Annotated in this window: 15 protein-coding genes; 1 reads left to right on the plus strand and 14 read right to left on the minus strand. The window is 70.3% G+C overall.

What is annotated here, in order from left to right:
* Positions 1–237 precede the first annotated feature (237 nt).
* The 12 genes from BLU04_RS00580 to BLU04_RS16170 are packed head-to-tail and all read right to left on the minus strand — an operon-like array spanning position 238 to position 13319.
* Positions 238–591, minus strand: coding sequence for a diacylglycerol kinase family protein (locus BLU04_RS00580; RefSeq protein WP_093280889.1), 354 nt, complete (start codon positions 589–591; stop codon positions 238–240).
* On the minus strand, positions 591–1220 hold the full coding sequence (locus BLU04_RS00585) for a DUF2238 domain-containing protein (protein WP_093280892.1): 630 nt from the start codon (positions 1218–1220) through the stop codon (positions 591–593). Before BLU04_RS00585 ends, BLU04_RS00580 begins: the two co-directional genes overlap by 1 nt.
* A 23-nt stretch (positions 1221–1243) precedes the next feature.
* Positions 1244–2500 carry a glycosyltransferase gene (locus BLU04_RS00590; RefSeq protein WP_162274600.1) on the minus strand — a complete coding sequence of 419 codons (1257 nt, stop codon included), beginning with the start codon at positions 2498–2500 and terminating at the stop codon, positions 1244–1246.
* Positions 2497–3318, minus strand: coding sequence for a glycosyltransferase family 2 protein (locus BLU04_RS00595; protein ID WP_093280896.1), 822 nt, complete (start codon positions 3316–3318; stop codon positions 2497–2499). The genes BLU04_RS00590 and BLU04_RS00595 overlap by 4 nt, the downstream gene beginning before the upstream one ends.
* Positions 3315–3869 (minus strand): DapH/DapD/GlmU-related protein, encoded by a 555-nt coding sequence (locus BLU04_RS17135; RefSeq protein WP_093280899.1) that lies wholly within the window; start codon positions 3867–3869, stop codon positions 3315–3317. The genes BLU04_RS00595 and BLU04_RS17135 overlap by 4 nt, the downstream gene beginning before the upstream one ends.
* The gene (locus BLU04_RS00605) at positions 3866–5533 is read right to left on the minus strand and encodes a hypothetical protein (RefSeq protein ID WP_093280901.1); all 1668 of its coding nucleotides are present in this window, start codon (positions 5531–5533) and stop codon (positions 3866–3868) included. The genes BLU04_RS17135 and BLU04_RS00605 overlap by 4 nt, the downstream gene beginning before the upstream one ends.
* A gap of 35 nt (positions 5534–5568) precedes the next feature.
* On the minus strand, positions 5569–6702 hold the full coding sequence (locus tag BLU04_RS00610) for a glycosyltransferase family 4 protein (protein ID WP_162274601.1): 1134 nt from the start codon (positions 6700–6702) through the stop codon (positions 5569–5571).
* Positions 6703–6710: 8 nt separating this feature from the next.
* Positions 6711–7937 carry a glycosyltransferase gene (locus BLU04_RS00615; RefSeq protein ID WP_093280906.1) on the minus strand — a complete coding sequence of 409 codons (1227 nt, stop codon included), beginning with the start codon at positions 7935–7937 and terminating at the stop codon, positions 6711–6713.
* 18 nt (positions 7938–7955) lie between these two features.
* Positions 7956–9899, minus strand: coding sequence for an asparagine synthase (glutamine-hydrolyzing) (asnB, locus tag BLU04_RS00620; RefSeq protein ID WP_093280909.1), 1944 nt, complete (start codon positions 9897–9899; stop codon positions 7956–7958).
* Positions 9824–11065: a glycosyltransferase family 1 protein gene (locus BLU04_RS00625; RefSeq protein ID WP_162274602.1), complete on the minus strand. Its 1242-nt coding sequence runs from the start codon at positions 11063–11065 to the stop codon at positions 9824–9826. Before BLU04_RS00625 ends, asnB begins: the two co-directional genes overlap by 76 nt.
* Complete coding sequence (locus BLU04_RS00630) at positions 11062–11877, minus strand: FkbM family methyltransferase (RefSeq protein ID WP_157894997.1); 816 nt, start codon at positions 11875–11877, stop codon at positions 11062–11064. Before BLU04_RS00630 ends, BLU04_RS00625 begins: the two co-directional genes overlap by 4 nt.
* A gap of 8 nt (positions 11878–11885) precedes the next feature.
* The gene (locus tag BLU04_RS16170; RefSeq protein WP_157894998.1) at positions 11886–13319 is read right to left on the minus strand and encodes a hypothetical protein; all 1434 of its coding nucleotides are present in this window, start codon (positions 13317–13319) and stop codon (positions 11886–11888) included.
* A gap of 110 nt (positions 13320–13429) precedes the next feature.
* On the opposite strand from BLU04_RS16170, the gene BLU04_RS00635 reads away from it, so the two are divergent.
* Positions 13430–14989, plus strand: a complete 1560-nt coding sequence (locus BLU04_RS00635; RefSeq protein WP_093280914.1) for a hypothetical protein — start codon at positions 13430–13432, stop codon at positions 14987–14989.
* Positions 14990–15004: 15 nt separating this feature from the next.
* On the opposite strand, the gene BLU04_RS00640 is transcribed toward BLU04_RS00635, so the two are convergent.
* Both BLU04_RS00640 and BLU04_RS00645 read right to left on the minus strand, forming a co-directional pair.
* Positions 15005–15952: an FkbM family methyltransferase gene (locus BLU04_RS00640; RefSeq protein ID WP_093280916.1), complete on the minus strand. Its 948-nt coding sequence runs from the start codon at positions 15950–15952 to the stop codon at positions 15005–15007.
* A 28-nt stretch (positions 15953–15980) separates the two neighbouring features.
* Complete coding sequence (locus tag BLU04_RS00645; RefSeq protein ID WP_093280919.1) at positions 15981–17000, minus strand: hypothetical protein; 1020 nt, start codon at positions 16998–17000, stop codon at positions 15981–15983.
* Between the last annotated feature and the right edge of the window lie 5 nt (positions 17001–17005).

Here is a 17005-nt window from a genome sequence, read left to right on the forward strand (position 1 = left end):
GGGAGGCGGTGGGTGCTCCTTCGGGACCGGGCAGAAGCCCTGTACAGCTGGATGTAACCCGCACGGGTTTTGAGACGCAAGAGGGGCTTCGCCCCTCCTGGACCTCCCCGTCTGATAGGCCTGAACTGTTTGGAGCGGCACCGCATTAGGCTGTCCGCTTCGGGTAGAGAGCGTCCGCTAGATCCCTTGTCCGCTTGGAAGGAACCACGCGTCCGCGTGCTGGCGGAACCGAAACGGTTAAAATAGATGGGGGAGGAAGACAAGGCCTCCAATGCTCGCTGCCGCTAGGGCGGCGGCCAGGACGCCGAAGGCGGCGACGTCTTTCGCCTTCTTGATCAGCGGGTCTTCGTCCCGCGTGACGCGGTCGGCGAGGAACTCGACGGCGGTGTTCAAGGCTTCGGCCGTCCAGACGAGGCCGACGGCGAGCGCCAAGGCGGCCCATTCCCACCGTTCCAGCCCCGGCCACATCGAGGCGGCGAGCGCGATCACGACGACGGTCGCCACCGCATGGATGCGGGCGTGGCGCTGGGTCCGCAGGAGGGTGAAGCCTCCGCGCAGCGCGTGGACGAAGCCTTGGAGGAATTTCAGCATCACGACAGCCGTCGCGGCGGAGCCATGGCGAGCAGTTGGCGGTTGTGGAGGCCGGAGAGGAAGACGAGGGAGACGTTCGCCCCGACGAGGGCGCAGAACATGTCTTCCTGCGTGTCCCACGGATCGCCCTGGGTGCCGAGGAAGTCGTCGGCCTTCGTCCCCTCGGCGAGCGCCGTCGCCCACTCGATCAGCTCGTAGGCCGCGCTGATCGAGAAGCAGATGCAGACGACGAGGAAGTAGAGCCAGCCGACCGACCTCACGACGCCCCGGCGGATGAGGATCTCCCGCGCGATCAGCGCCGGGACGAAGCCCTGGACGAAGTGGCCGAGGCGGTCGTAATGGTTCCGCTGCCAGCCGAAGGTCTCCTTCAGCGACTCGAAGAAGGGCTCACGCGCATAGGTGTAGTGGCCGCCGACGAGGAGGACCGCCATGTGGAGGGCGATGAGGCAATAGACGAGCTTCGTCAGCGGGAAGGTCGGGAACGTCCAGACGAGGACGAGGAGGCCGACGATCGCGGGGAACACCTCGAGCCACCAGGTCAGCCGGTCGTACGGGGCGGTCCACGACCAGACGCCGAGCGGGATCAGGAGGAGGAGTAGGAGGAACGGCGTGAGGGCGTGGGTTTTCAAGGAGGGAGGGGGGTGACGCGGCGTTACTCCCGGCGGAACCGTTCTTCGAGTTCCCCGATGATCCTCGGGAAGACGGCGCCCCGCTCGTAGCGGGAGACGAAGGCCCGGCCCGCGTGGCCCATGGAGCGGAGGCGGTTCGGGTTCGCGTCGATCTGCCTCAGCGCCGCGGCGATCTCGGCCGGATCGCGGGAGGGGACGGCGAGGCCGAAGCCGCCGCCCTCGTTCAGCCGCACCATCTCGCTCTCGGCCCCGGCGAGGAGGAGGGCGGGGCGGGCGAGGGCGAGGATGGAGAGGAGCTTCGAGGGGAGGAAGCAGGCGAGGACGCCGCTCTGCTCGCTGACGATGCAGAGGTCGGCGTCGAGGAGCATCTTCCGGTACATCCCCTCGGGCTGGAGGGGGAGGACGTAGACGGGGGCGGTCTCCGGCGGGAGGGCGGCGACCTCGGCGCGGAGCCGCTCGGCCTCGGCCCCGTCGCCGCAGAGGACGAAGGCGCAATCGAGGTCGGGGAGGAGGGCGGCGACCTCGAGGAGGACGGCGAGGCCCTGCTTCTTCCCCATGTTGCCGGAGTAGACGAGGAGGAGGGTTCCCTCCGGGATGTCGTGGGCGCGGCGGAAGGAGCCGTCGCCGCCCGCCGCGATCTCGCCCTCGGGCGGGAGGGCGACGGTGTTCGGGAAGAAGAGAGTCCGCGCGGCGGGGACGCCCTTCGCGCGGAAGACGTCGAGCATCCCGTGGCTGATCCCGCCGACGAGGGCCGCCTTCCGGTAGGCGATCTTCTCCAGCCCGTAGAGGAGCCGCATGAGGGGGCCGGGGGGGAGCATGCCGAGGCTCCGCGCCGCGTCGGGCTGGAGATCCTGGACGTGGAAGACGAAGGGACGCCGCCGGATGAGGCCGAGGAGCCATGCCGCCGCGCCGAGGAGGAGCGGCGGGGAGATGACGAAGTAGACGTCGGGAGCGGGGGCGAAGAGCTGCCGGACGAAGGAGGCGAGGACAAAGGTCGCCTCGTGGACGATCCGCTTCAGCGCCGAAGGGCGGGCGGGGACGTAGTGCCAGCAGCGGAGGACGCGGACGCCCCGGATCGTCTCGGTCCGGTAGAGGCGGCCCGCGTCTTCGGGACGCTTCCGCCACGAGGGGTAATAGGAAAAGGTGGTGACGGCCCAGGCCTCGTGGCCCGCCCCGGTCAGGGCCTCGCAGAGGGCGGTGGTGTGCGGCCCGATGCCGACCTCCTCGGGCGCGTAGTTGACGCTCCAGACGGCGACCTTCAGCGGTTTTGCTTTCTTCATCGGCGTTCCTTTCTCAGGGCGTGCATCTCGCGGACGATCCATCCCTCGTACCGCGCCAGCGCGAGACAGTAGGTGAAGCCCGCCTTCCCGTCGAGGAAGCCGCCGGAGAAGAGATAGGCGTGGAGGAAGCGGAGGAGGGGCCACCCCGGAATCCGGCTGACGAGGGGCTTCAGCGCCTTGTTCCGCAGGGAGCGGCCCCGGAAGAGATCGCGCCACGAGACGACGCCGCGGGAGAACCCGGCGAGCCGTTCCGCGGCCTCCTCGGCGGCGTAGCGCCGATGGCGGGCGCGCCACGTTTCCCACCCCTTGCTGAAGCCGTAGTGAAGGTAGGGCTCCCGGATGAAGCCGATTTTCCCGGTCACCTCGGTCTCCTTCTGTCCGTGGCCGTAGTTCACGAAGCGGGCGCGGCCCCGGCGGAGGAGGCGGAACTGCCACTTCGGAAACGAGTCACTGAACCGGAGCCACTGGCCGTCGAGGAGGAGCTTCGGGCAGCAGTAGAATCCCGCCGTTTCCCCGCCCGCCCCGGCGACCGCCTGCTTCATCGTCGCGACGAACTCCGGGGTCGTCCGCTCGTCGGCGTCGAGGAAGAGGACCCACGGATGGGCGAACGGCAGGGCGTCGAGGGCGTGGTTCCGCTGCCGTCCGAATCCCTCAAAGGGATGGAGGGCGACCTGCGCGCCCGCCGCGTCGGCGATGGCCCGGGTGAGGTCGTCGCTGCCCGAGTCGAGGACGTGGCAGTCGTCGCACCAGCAGAGGCTCTCCAGGCAGGCCGGCAGGTCCTGCGCCTCGTTCTTCGTCAGGATGACGGTCGAGATCATGTCTTGAGAAGGCGGGCCGGATTGCCCGCCGCCGTCGCCCCGGCGGGGACGTCCTTCGTGACGACCGCGCAGGCCCCGATCACCGCCCCGGCCCCGATCGTCACCCCCGGGAGGACGAAGGCCCGCGCCCCGACGAAGGCCCCCGCGCCGATCCTGATCGGCGCGGTGACGAGGGGAAGCGTTTCCTTGGCGAAATCATGGGTCCCCGTGCAGAGGAAGGCCTCCTGGGCGACGGTGGCCCGCGCCTCGACGGTCACCTCGCCGAGGGTGTAGGCCTGCGCGCCGTCGCCGAGGCAGGCGCGATCCCCCATCGTCAGCCGCCACGGCACGGCGATCCGGGCGCGGGAATGGATGAAGGGAACGCCGGTCAGCCGCGCGCCGAAGGCACGGGCGACGAGGAGCCGCCACGGGTTGAGCGGCTTCGGCGTCCAGCCGCAGAGGAGGGTCCAGGCGAGGTGCCAGAGCAGCATCGCGACCCGCTCCCGCCCGGTCCAGGGCGAGGCGTAGGCACTGCCGGTTTCATAGGTGCGGCGGGCGGGGTTTGCGCTCATTTCGATTTCTCTCCGAGTTCGGGATTCCACCACGCCAGCCACGCCACCCCGGCGAGGGAGAGGAGCGGGACGACGGGGAAGGTCAGCGTGGCGAACGACTGCCAGCCGTTGTCGAGGAAGAACCGGATGTCGGGAATCCGGTCCCGGAACCGCTCCAGGACGAGGGTCGCGTGGGGGCCGCCGTGGGCCAGGAGGGCCAGGAGCCCGCCGTTCGCCGCCACGTAGGGCAGCGTCCCGCAGAGCACCGTCAGCCCGAGCCAGAGCGAAAGCATGCGTCGATCCACGCCGCCCACCATAGCGATCCGCAGGAAAAGGAGCAGACAAAAAGGAAGGAGCCCGTTCTGCGCCATCCCGTGCGCGGAGGGATAGGGGGAAAGGGCCGTGTGGAGGACGATGAGGAGGAAGACGGCGGCGAGAACCAAGCCTCCCTCTTTCTGCGGCAGAATCGCCCGCCAGCGCCAGCCGCTCTCCCGGCATCGCGCGCAGGCCGCCGCGCCGAAGAGGAGGAAGATCCCGACGAGGCTCGACGCCAAGGTCGCGACCCACTCGGCGACCGCCGCGTAGCCGACGGCGAGGAGGGCGGTGCTTCCTCCCCCCTCGATCGGCGCCTGCGAACGCACTTCATGGACGACGGCGAGAGGGGCCCAGCCGGTCACCGTCGAGACGAGGACGGCGAGGGCGTTGCCGAGGAACGAGGCGTCGGGACGGTATTGCCGGTAATAGACCGCCGGGTTGTTCGCCATCTTCGACGCCCATCCCTCCCGGACGATGACCCACGCCTCGTAGGGGACGACGAGAAGGAGGAAAAAGAGCGCGGCCCAGAGCGCGTGGGTCGCGATGGCGAGGCGGCCCCGCTCCCCGCGCCGCCAGAGGAGCGCCGCCAGGAGGGGGAGGTAGATGAGGCTCGACGAATGGACCGCCACCGCCGCCGCCCACCAGAACCAGACGAGGGGACGCCAATTCCCTCGATCACCACCCCCGCGCCAGGCCTCGGCGACCGAGGCGACGAGGCACCCCGCCGCCAGGAGCTTCGCCCACATCGCCGCCGTGTGGAGAAGAACGAGCGGGGAGAGGGCGAGGACGAGGAAGAACCGCATCGGCAGCCGCCGCCCGGCGAGCCCGGCCCCGTAGACGAGCGGCATGAGGGCCGCCGCCGCGACCGCCGCCGAGACGATCTGGAAGGGGACGATCCCCACGCCGGGAAAGGCGAGGAGGACCGGGACCGCCGCCGCGCCATGGAGGGGGGTGCGGGAGAGGAACTCAAACGACCACGCGCCCTGCGCCACCGCGTTCCCCATCCGCCACGTCCCGGTCCAGTCCCCGGTCCAATGCCACATCGAGGGAAAGAGCATCCACGCCACGGCGGGGAAGACAGCGAGGTAGAGCAGGAGGTAATCGCGGAGCGGGGCGATCACCTGCGCCCCGCCGCCGCGCCGGACGAGCCCGATGACGATGGCGAGGGTCGCCCCCGCGAGGCAGGCCATCACCCGGTCGGCCCCGATGCCGAGGACGAGGCCCATCTCCGCCGCCCAGCCGGTGACGAAGCAGCCGAGGAGCGGCCCGAGCCAGCGGCGGGGCGTCGCCGCCCGGAACCACGGCAGCCCGACGAGGAAGAACCAGAGCGGCACCGCGACGGCGAGGAGAAGGGCGAGGCTGGCGTTCACGGGAGGATTGATGGAAGGGACAAGGGAAACGGGGTTTACGACCTGACCTCGGGCGGGGTCAGGGCGCGTTCAAAATCGGCGAGGTAGAGACGGGCGATCCTTTCGATCCGGAAGTCGTCGGCCCGCGCCCGCGCCCGGAGGGCGACGGCCTGCCGTTCGGCCTCGTCGGAGGCGATCCGCTGGAGCGCCGCCGCGAGCATCCCGGCAGGGTCGCCGACGCGATGGTCGAAGCGCCAGCCGGTGACCCCCTCCTCGATGAAATCGCCGAAGCAATCGAGGTGGGAGACCAGGGCGGGACAGCCCTGGGCCATCGCCTCGAGCGGGGCGAGGCCGAAGGTCTCCCCCTGCTCGGCGAGGGAGGGATAGACAAAGAGGGAGGCGTGGCGAAAGGCGGCGGCGAGCGCGGCCCGCTCGAAGACCGGCCCGACCCACTCGACGCCCTCGACGCCCTTTTCCCGAAGCACATGGGCGTAGTCCTCCCCTCCCCCGCCCTGCCCGGTCTTCCACGGGCCGACGATGCGGAGCCGCCAGCCCTGGCGGTCGAGGGCCGCGCGGCGCCAGCCGTCGAGGAGGAGGCCGATTCCCTTCTCGGGATGGATCCGCCCGACGTAGAGGACGACTTTCTCCCGGGCGGGCACCGGGGACGCGGCGTCCCCGGCGAAGCTCTCCTCGTCGAGCGGGTAGGGAATGACCGAGACGAGCCGCTCCCGTCCCGGTTCCTGGTCGCGGATCGCCTGCCCGATCGGCGCGGAGACGGTCTGCCACCGGGCGGCGTGGCGGTAGAGCCGGAGCTGTCCCTTCGGATAGCGGCCGACATGGACGTAGAGCGCCCCCCGCTTCCGCCAGCGGACGAGGAAGGGGAGCCAAAAGGTGTTCGTCACCAGGATATCGGCCTCGGGAAGGTGGCGGAGGAGGCGGAGGGAATAGAGCAGGTCGAGGGCCTTCAGCAGGAAGAGGGAGCGCGGGGTGGCGAAGCCGGGAACGCGGCGGTGGCGGACGCCGCCGATCGATTCCTCCACGGGGAACCGGGCGTCGGCCTTGGAGAGATGGACGACCTCGTGGCCCGCCGCGGCAAAGGCCTTCCCGAGGCCGAACCACGCCCGCTCCACCGCCCCGCCCTCGACCGGGGGAACGGGGAAGAAGGCCCCCTGGGCGATGGTGATCCTCATCTTCGCTTTCATTGCTCCGCGACCGTTCCCACGCCGAGGCGACGGAGGGCTTCGAGGAAGAGCGGGGCGTTCCGCTCCAGGTTGAAGCGGGCCTCGAAGCAGGCGCGCGCCCGCTCGCGGAACGCGGCGTCGGTCCCGCCCGCCGTCCGCCAGCGGGAGAGGAGGCGGAAGGCCCCCTTCGCCGTGTCGGGCTCGGCGAAGCCGGCGTGGTCGGCGACGATCTCGCGGTCGATGTTCACCCGGTTCGAGATCAGGGCGGGGACGCCCGCCGCCAGCGCCTCGACGACGGCGATGCCGAAGTTCTCCTGGTGCGAGGGCAGGAAAAAGGCGTCGGCGAGGGCGAGGGCTCCCTGCTTCTCCGCGCCGTAGAGGGGCCCGGACAGGGTGACGCGGCGGCGGACCGCCTCGGGCAGGTCGGCGAGGTGGGCGGCGATCCGCGTCCGTTCCCCGCCCTCGTCGGGACCGGCGAGGAGGAGGTGGATCGGCCGCCCGCCGACGTCGCCCATCCCCTCCCCGATCATCCGCTCCAGCGCGGAGAGGGCGAGATCCCACCCCTTCTTCCGATGGAGCCGGGCGAGGAAGAGGAGGAGGGCCTTTCCCTCCAGCTCGGGGAACCGGGCGGCCAGGCGGCGGGCTCCCGCCTCCGGGTCGGCCTCGGTATCGATATCGGTATGGGCGGCGGCGGACGCGGGAGGCCGGATGCCGTAGGGGACGATCCGGGCGCGGCTCTGGAGGTCCCACGGATGGAAGGTCTCCCGGGCGAGGGCGAGCTCGGTCGCCGCCGTGAAGAGGACGGCGCGGGCGCGGAGGAGGGCGCGATGCTCGAAGGCGGTCCAGTAGAGCTGCTTCTTCCAATGCTTCAGCGGATAGGCCTTGCGGAACCACGGGTCGAGCATCCCGTGGGGAAAGACGAAGAAGGGGACGCCCGCCCGGTCGGCGGCGGCGGCGACGGTCGAGGCCGATTGCCAGAGGCCGTGGACGATGACGCAGTCGAAGCGGCCGATCTCGCTCCGGAGCCAGCGGGCCAGGGCGGGGCGGAAGGGGCCGAGGCGGAACCCGCCGCCGAGGCGGACCGTCTCCTCCCCGATGAGAGGGAAGGCGGCGTCCGGGGCGTCGAAGCAAAGCACCGTCGTCCGGCACCCGGCGCGCGTGAGATAGGGGGTGATCTGCCGCACGCCCTCCGCGGGGCCGCCCGTGGCGGGGTCGACCGATTCGATGACGCGGAGGATCTTCATCGCCAAGGGTCGGAAAAATCAGGCGTGGCCGCGGGCCAGGAAGGGGTCCCGCGCCGAGGGGACCCGGTTCCGTTTCAGGTAATGGCCGAGGACGACGAGCGACCAGAGCCGCGTCCAGTGGAGCCGCCCCGCCGCGAAGTCGGCCTCGAGGCGGTGGATGAACCGCTCGGGGAGCGCCCCCACGTCGCTCGCCACCACCTCGTCGAGGCCCCGGCGGACGTAGGGCCGGAGCGACCCCTCCATCCACTCCCGCATGGGGAGGGAGAAGCCCTGCTTGCGGGCCGTGAGGAAACGCTCCGGCAGGAGGTCGCGGCAGGCCTCGACGAGGAGGCCCTTCGTGCGGTCGTAGCGGGTCTTCTCGTGGGCCGGGAGGGAGAGGACGTAATCGAAGAGGTCGAGGTCGAGGAAGGGGACCCGCAGCTCGATCGAGACCGCCATGCTCATCTGGTCGGCGTCGCGCAGGAGCATGTTCCGCATGTAGCCGGAGGACTCGGCCCAGCTCACCTGCGCGAAGGCGTCCCGCAGCGGCACCTGGGTCTCGGCCTCCTCCTTCGGCAGGAAGTCGCGGGTCGGCAGGCCGGAGAGGCGGAGCATGTGGTCGGTCCAGAAGCGGCGGCGGAAGAGGCTGACCGTCCGCATCGACGCATCGGGCAGGTCGGCGAGGCGGCGGCCCGGCTCGGAAAAGAGCCCGGCGAGGTGGCGCAGGGGCCGGGGGACCCGCGCCAGGAGGGAGAGGAGCGGGGCGTCCCGGAAACTCGGATAGCCGCCGAAGATCTCGTCGGCGCCGAGGCCGGAGAGGGCGACCTTCAGGTCGAACCCCCGGACGGCCCGGCAGACGATGTACATGTTAATCGCGTCGACCGAGGGAAGGTCCATTTTCTCGACCGCCTCCTCGACGCACTGAAGGGTCTCGGCCTTCGTGAGCCGGACCACGTGGTGCCGGGCGCCGCAATGGGCGGAGAACTCCGCCGCCATCGCGGTCTCGTCGCTCCCCGCCGCAGCGTCGAAGCCGACGGTGAAGGTCTCCAGCCCCTTCGGGGAGTTCCGCGCGGCGAGGGCGGTGATGAGGCTCGAGTCGAGGCCGCTGCTCAGGAAGCTGGCGACGGGGACGTCGGAGAGGAGGTGCTCGCGGACCGCCTTTTCGAGGAGGGCGCGGACCCGCCGCACGGGGTTCTCCGATTCCTCCGCCACGCGCGGCAGGCGGCCCGGCTTCCAGTAGCGGCGGATCTCCACCCCGGCCCCGGGACCGGCTTTCAGCACGTGGGCGGGCGGCAGCGCCGTCACCGAGGGGAAGAGGATCATCGTCTCGGGGCAGGCCCCCCATTGGAGGTAGGCGGAGAACTCCCCCCGGGAGGGCGGGGTGCCGTAGCGGTCCTTGAGCGGGCGGACCTCGGAGGCGAAGGCGAGGCCCTCCGGGCGGCGGGAATAATAGAGCGGCTTGATCCCGAGGGCGTCCCGCGCCGCGAGGAGGTAGCGCTCCTCCGGCACGTGCCAGACGAAGGCGAACATCCCGCGCAGCCGGGGGACGAAGGCCTCCCCCTCGAGCGAGAGGCCGACGAGGAGGGTCTCCGTGTCGGAGGTGCCGCGCCACGTGATCCCGGCGTCGGGATAGCCCGCCGCCAGTTCCGCGCGCAGGGCCTGATGGTTGTAGATCTCGCCGTTGAAGACGAGCGCCCCCTTCCCCCAGAAACCGTCGCTCCCGCCGACCATCGGCTGCGCCCCGGCGGGGGAGAGATCGAGGATCGAGAGGCGGACGTGGCCCATCCAGACCGTCCCGTCGGGGGAGGTCCACACGCCCCGCGCGTCGGGGCCGCGATGGGCGATCTCGGCGCAGTCGAGCGCCTCGGCCTTCCCCATGCTCCGGAAATCAACGAGGAAGCCGCACATCAGGCCCTCTCCTCCGCCAAGGCCGATGCCGAGCCGGCCTCCGATGCGGCCGGGGGGCGGGGATGGGCCTGCCATCCGTGGAGCAGCCGCCGGCACAGCTCGAAATAAAGTTCGACCGATCCGGTCCCGTCGAGGGAGTGCCGGAAATAATCGAGCCCGGCGGCGATCCGCTGCCGCCGCGCCTCGGGCGGCTCGTCGAGGAGGACCTCGAGCAGGCCCGCCATCTCGACGAAATCGTCGGGATTGCCGAGCAGGGCGTTCCCGCCGGTCACGGTGCTCATCGGCGGGCGATTCGAGGTGACGATGGGACAGCCGCAGGCGAGGGCCTCGGTCAGCGGAACGCCGAAGCCCTCTTCCAGCGAGGGGAAGAGAAGGGCCTCGGCCCCGGTGTAGAGGGCGGAGAGGATCTCGTCGGGGAAATCGGTCACGTAGATGATCCGCTCGGGACGATCCTTGCCGCCTGGACCGAAGACGTCCCGGTTCCGCTGCAAAGCCTCGTTCATCCCCGCGTCGGGAACCTTCCCCGCGAGGACCAGCGGGGGCGCGTCGGGGCGGCGACGGAGGAGGGCGGCGTAGATGTCGATGACGCCGGGGCGGTTCTTGTACCAGGCGTTGCCGCCGATGTGGAGGAGGTAGCGTTCGGGCAGCCCGTACCGCTCCCGGACCGACCGGCAGTCCTCCGCCGAGGCGGGCGCGCATTCGTGGATCCACCCCCCGTAGATGACCGAGATCTGGTCCCAGCCGAGGAGGGAAAGGGTCCGGAGGGAGGAGGCCGTCCGCTGGGAAACGCAGACGACGTGATCGGCCCGGTTCAACCCGGCGAGGATCGCCCGTTGGAGGATCCGCCCGCTCCACTGCGTCGGACGGAGGGGGTAGTCGCCCATCGCCGCCGTGATGGCGAGGACGTCGTGGCAGGTCACCAGGGAGGGGACCTGGTGGGTGAAGAGGAGGTAGATCGCGTTGGAATGGTCGCAGATGTGGAGGACCACCTCCTTCCCCTCCCGCTTCAGCGCGTCGAGGCGGGCGCGGAGGCGCCAGGGGAAGATCATGTACTTGTCGACATACCCGAGCCACTTTCCGAAGCGGCTCTCGGCCCACGATCCCCGGCGGAAGAGGGGGCCGGGCGTCATCTCGACGACCTCGATCCGGTGCCGCGCATATCCCGCCTTCAACGCCAGCCCGAACCGCCGCATGCTCTCCTGCTGGTCCGGCGCATAGTTCCCGACGAGGACGATCGTCATCGCGGTGCTCCGCCTTCTTTCCCGTTTCGGGAAGCCCAGATCACCCCGCATCCCCCGGCGGTGGCGATCTGCCTCTCGATGCGGAGCCCCCCGGCGGCCAGCAGGGCGGGGAGCGCCGCCGGATCGCACTCGACCCCCGCGATCGAGCGCGGATGGTATTCGAGCAGGAGCCGCCCGATCCGGGAGAGAGAGGCCCGGTCTTCGAGCATCGCCCATTCGGCCCCCTCGCAATCCATCTTCACCAGGTCGACGGTCCCGCCCGGCCCCGCCAGCCGGTCGAGGGCGCTCGCAAGGGAGGTCTGGGGAACGGTGACGCCGGTCCCGTTTTCGGACGTCGGCTCGACCGTCCCGGTCATCGAGTCGGAGGTGGGGAAAAAGGTGATTTCGCCGTCGCGCGCCCCGGCCGCCTCGGGGAAGACCGCCGCGCCGATCCCCGCCGCCTGTACCCGGAGGTGGAGGAGGAGCGCCGCGTTCGGCTCGTAGACGTGGATGAGGGCGGAGGGAAAGCGGCGGCGGGCCGCGACCGAAAAGAGGCCGACGTTGCCGCCGATGTCGAGGATCGTTCGCACCGGGGTCCCGGTCCCCTCGGGGATCGCAGTCAGGCCGTACTCGTCGTCGAGCAGGAGGGCGACGAAGGCGGTGACGACCTCGGGGCCGGGAGGGAAGGAGAGCGGCATCGCCTTGCCGCCGGCGTCGATCACCAGACGATCCGGCAGGGAGAAATCGCGGACGCGGGCGAAGGGGACGCCCCAGCGCCGGGCCTCGCGGCGGCGGCGGAGCAGGCGGACGAGGTGGCGCAACTTCCCGATCATGGCCGCGACTATGCCCCGGAAGCGGGGCCAGTACCAGAAATTTGAGAGTTCCCGTGCAACTGCTCCGCGTAGAGGGAACGGCCCCGGGGCCTCGGCCTCCCCGGGAGCCCCGTCGGCCGCGGCAGCCCGCCCTCGTCTCCCTCGGAGGAGTTCTCCACGGCCAGGCAGAGCCCGCCCGCGATCATGATGAAGCCCTGCCCCGTCGTGAGGCCGAGGGGGGTCATGAAGATGTTGATGAAGCAGGAGGAGAGGATCAGCCCGGCCAGCGCGCTTCCCCGGCTCAAGTCGAGGTGGGCCCGCCACAGCAGCCAGCAGGAGATGGAGACGCGGAGGACGAGGAAGGCGGAGCCGATGATCCAGCCCATTTCCCAGAGCGTCCGCAGCCATTCGTTCTCGATGATCATCGTCGAGTCGCCGGTGTAGAGCTGCGCGGCGTTCGTCGCGCGGCCGAGGCCGATGCCGAGCATGTCGACGTCGAGGAAGTTCTGCCACGGCATGAGGATGTCCCCCATGAAGCGGCCGCCGATGGAGGTGGTGATCGCGCCGCCGTCCTGGAAGCGCGACTGGAGGCTGTCGAGGCCCGAGGCGAAGACCGGCAGGAGGCTCATCAGCGCCCCCGCGCAGATCATGAGCAGCCCGAGGCCCAGGAACTTCCGGAAATACTTCGGATAAAAGAGCCCCATCAGGACGAAGGCGAGGACCACGAGGATGACCGAGACGACGGCGTTGCGGCTGACGCTGATCACCGTCCCCATGAAGACCGAGAAGAGGCCGCTCCAGAGGAGCCACTTCGGGTAGAGGGTGCCGCGGATGTATCCGTAGATGATGAAGGCCGTCACGAGCGAAAGATAGGGGGGGACCCCGTTCGAGAAGGAGAACGTCCCCGAAGGCCGCGCATGGCCGAGCGCCCCGATCATCTGGCCGCCCATCTGGCCGCCCGATCCGTTGTTCCAGCTCGAGATCGGGGGCGCGAGGAATTGCATGACCATCAGGGCCGACATCGGGATCACGGTGTAGAGGAAGAAGTGGCCGATCGCCTCGACGTCCCGGCGGTTCATCACCCCGCCGATCAGGAAGATGAGGGGAAAGTGGAGGAAGTAGGAACGCGCCCCGTAAAGGATGACAATCAGGTTGACCCCCGACTGCATCAGGCTGAACAGGAACCCGAGCAGCGAGAGGGCGCCGAGGCCGACGATGAAGCCGTTCAGGGGAAAGACGCCCCGCCCCACCGCCAGGGCATAGATGCCGATCAGCACCGGCTCCCGGACGAAGAGGAGGTAGGTCGAGATGCCGCTGGGGACGACCCACTTCCGCAGCGCCCCCTCGATGATCCACAGGACGATATAGACCCAGATCAGGAACCGCACCCCCTTGGTCTTTTCCCGGAAGTCGTCACCGAGAATAGCTCCGCCCGAAGCCGGGGAAACACCGCTGCCAATCATGAAATAAAGGCTAGCGAACCGGAGGGGGCGCGTCTAATCATTCCACACTGCCTTTGGAGCCCGTTCTGAAGCGATCCAAGCCAAGCGACCTTCGTTCCCATCGCCCGACCATGAGCGCCTCCCCTGCCCTGCCGACCGAGAGGAAAAGGCCGTGGCTTCTCCCCGCCTTCCTGCTGGCGGGATGGATCGCCCTCGCCCTGTCGGGGTTCCCCGCGCCGACGATCGACGATCTCTTCTACGCCGGACCGGCCGTCCACCTCGCCGCCGGGGAGGGCCTCGTCAATCCCTGGCTCGGGGTCCTCGATCCGGTCGGCCACCGCTTCCTCGTCTACCCTCCCCTCTACTTCCCCCTCCTGGCCGGATGGCTGAAGGGCTTCGGCGTCGGCACCCTCTCCCTCCTCGCCTTCCAGGCCTGCGCCGCCTTCCTCGCCGCGATCGTCGGCCTGGCGTTCCTGCGGCGGATCGAAGGCCGGCCTCCCCTCCTCTGGCCCTGCCTCGCCGGGAACCTCCTCCTCGCGACCCTCGTCGCCCTCTCCGGCCTCCGGCCCGATGTCTGCGCCCTCGCCCTCTTCGCCCTCGGGGCGTGGATCGAGACCGAGGCGGCGCTTCCCTTCCCGCGCTTCCGGATCCCGCTCCGTTTCCTCGGGCCGCTCCTCCTCGTCGCCTCGGTCCAGACCCTGCCATTCCTCGTCGTCTGGGCCTCCCTCTTCTTCCTCTGGCGCTTCCTGACGACCCCGGACGGCGGGCGAGGCGACCTGATCGCCCGCTTCGGCCTCGCCTTCACGCTCAACGTCTTTCTCTTCCTGTGGGCCATCGGCTTCCGCCTCCCCGCCTTCCTCCACGACCTCGCCGTCTGCCAGGCGAACCACTCCTTCGCCAACCGCGCCTTCTACGCCGACACGTGGCACTCCCCCGCCTACCTCCTCCGCACCCTCCTCCTTCCCCTCTGCTTCCTCGGCTCGGGTGCCGTGGTGCTGGGGGGGAAATGGCGTCGCGCGGTGGCGAAGAAAGAACGCCGCGCCCTCGCGCGGACGGCCTCCCTGCTGGTCCTGCTCGTCGTCCTTTCCCTCGTCTTCCTGACGCGGTCAGTCTCGTCGGTCCGCTTCCTCGGCCTGCAATGCGCGGCGGGAACGGTCCTCTTCGCGTGGATCGCGGCGCTCGGCCTGCGGGAGGGGAAAGCGATCCCGGCACGGTGGATTCCCCCGGCCCTGGCGGTCGTCGCCGTCCTTTTCTTCGTGGTCTCCTATGGCCGGGGCCTCGTCGAATGGGCCTCCGTCGCGCGGCCCGATGCCGGGGAGATCGCCCGCCTCAGGACGGAGGCCGACGCCCGGCTCGCCCAAGCCCCGGGCGCCCCCTTCCTCGTCGACCCGGTGAGCGCCCGCGTGATCTTCGACTTCCGGCTTCCCTCCGGCGCGCGGGATGCCACGTGGGAAATCGTCTGGACCCATCCGCCGCTCGCGCCGGGGCCGGAATCGGAGAGAATCGCTCCCGCCTTCGCCCTCTTCTCGCCGCAAAAGACTCTCTATGCCGGGTTCCCGGACGGCGATCGGCGCTATGCCCCCCACTTGGCCGTCCCGATCCAGCTCTTCGGCCGCGAGATTCCGAGGACGGCGGCGAATCGGAACGCGATCTTTTTTGTCCCGACGAAGCCGGACGGATCGGTCTGGTAGCTTAAGTTCGGCGGCCTAAAACTCGATGTCGTACACCGGCCATTCGGGACGGGGAACCGGACGGAACGCCGGATCGAAGCCGAAGGCGTCCCGCAACCCCTCGTCCCCGGGAGCCAGGGCGACGATGTTCGGGACGACGAAGACCCCGTTGCCGATCGGATAGAGGCGCCGGTCGAGGGCGTAGAAATGGCGGTAGCCGAATCCTTCCAGCACCTCGCGGAAGAGCTTCGGCGGATGGTTCCGCGCCTCGCATTCGACCATGTTGAGCTCGAAGACGAGGGGCGGGCGGTGGAGGGAGAAGAGGGCGCTCGCCCCCCGGAAGACATCGATCTCGAAGCCCTCGACGTCGACCTTCATCGCAACGACCTCGCGCCACCGCTCGGGGGAGATCTCCCCGTCGAGGCGGCGGAGCGGGACCGGGACGCCCTTCGTCCCGTCGCCGACGCGGGCGATGCACGAGTTCTCCTCCATCGCCTCGAGGAAGACCTCGCCCTCCGCCGCGCCGAGGGCGACGGGATGGACGGTGAGCCGCTCGGCCAGGCCGTTCCGGGCCGCGTTCCGCGAGAGCAGCCCGACCATCCGGGCCTGGGGCTCGAACGCCTCGCACCGGACGCCGCGCCGAGCGAGCCGGAGCGAATAGAGGCCGAGGTTGGCCCCCGCGTCGACGAAGCGGGGCGACACCGCCTTCGCCCGCGCGGCGCGGTCATAGAGGAAGGAAAGGAACCGCCAGAGATCGGCGTCGTTCTCGCCGAAGAGCGCCGTCGTCCGGCTCGGCACGTCGTTCCAGAACACCTCGAGGCGGAGTCCGTTCTCCAAGCCGATCTCGACCGCCTCGGGCCGGGGCGGGTCGAGGCGGTCGAGCGTGCGGAGGAGGAACGATTTCCCCCGTTCGGAGGGCCAGAACCGGGTCGCCGCGCAAAAACCGGCGGCCAGCGGGGAAAGTCGGGGCAGAGGGTGGGACATAGGGAAAGAAGGGTCGTCCGACGCGATATTACGCCAAACGGGCAAAAGACTCAATCCGGCGGCTTCGCTCCGCGTCGCCCCAGGTCAGGCAGGCCGGATGGCCCTCGGCGCAGAGCGGGAAGAGGCCCCGCTCCCGATGCGGGCAGGGGCAGCAGGGGGCCGAGGAAGGGAAGACCGTTCCGGGAAAGGCGGGCGTGACGACCGACTCCGGCCGGGTCAGCGTCAGGAGGAGCGCCAGGACGCCGTCGTCGCACCCGTATTGGAGGAGATGGGAGGGGAAGCTGTCGGTCGTCACCACCCGGCGGCGGCCCCGGGCGAGGAAGAGGATCTCCTCGGGCCGCGCGAAGCGGACGACGCGGAGCCCCCGGGCCCCGAAGTCGGCCCCGCCCCGGTCGGCGGCATGGAAGGCGAAGTCGGCCTCCGGCAGATGGGCCGCCGCCCACGCGACCGGCATGTATTGGTGCCCCTTCCCCGAAGGAAAGACGAGGGTCCGTCCCGGCTCCCCCGGCGGAAGCGTCGCGGGAAGCTGCCGCAGCCTCTCCCGCACCCCGGAAAAATCGGCGACGATCTGGCGCAGGAGTTCCCCGGGCGGGATCGCGCGGAGCGCCGGGACCGCCGAGGTCTCGAGCCGCCCGAAGTAGCGCCCCGTGTCGTCCGCCGGGGCGATGGAAACCCGTCCCGCCGCGTCGAGGAGGGAGAAGGCCAGCCGGTTGATCGCCTCCTTCACCGGCCCCCGCCGGGAAAGGGAGGAGACGACGCGATGGAGCGGGGCCACGTAACGCCGTCCCCGGAGGACGCCGGGCAGGAGCTCGCGGAAGCCCCGGTTCACGTAGACCCAGGCGGCGGGGGGAGCCTCGCCCTCCATCTCGACGTAGTCGATCCGGCCTGCGAAGGCGACCCGCGCGAGGGGGGTGATCTCCGGCGCGAAGGCCGCCTCGATCCGCAACTCGGGGAGGAGCGCCGCCGCCGCGTGGAGCCCGGCCAGCCGCATCCAGACATCGCCGAAGCCGCCGTTCCGGGCGTCGAGCAGGAGGGTCTTTTTTTTCATCGTTT

The sequence above is a fragment of the Verrucomicrobium sp. GAS474 genome (assembly GCF_900105685.1).
Classification (GTDB): Bacteria; Verrucomicrobiota; Verrucomicrobiia; order Methylacidiphilales; family GAS474; genus GAS474.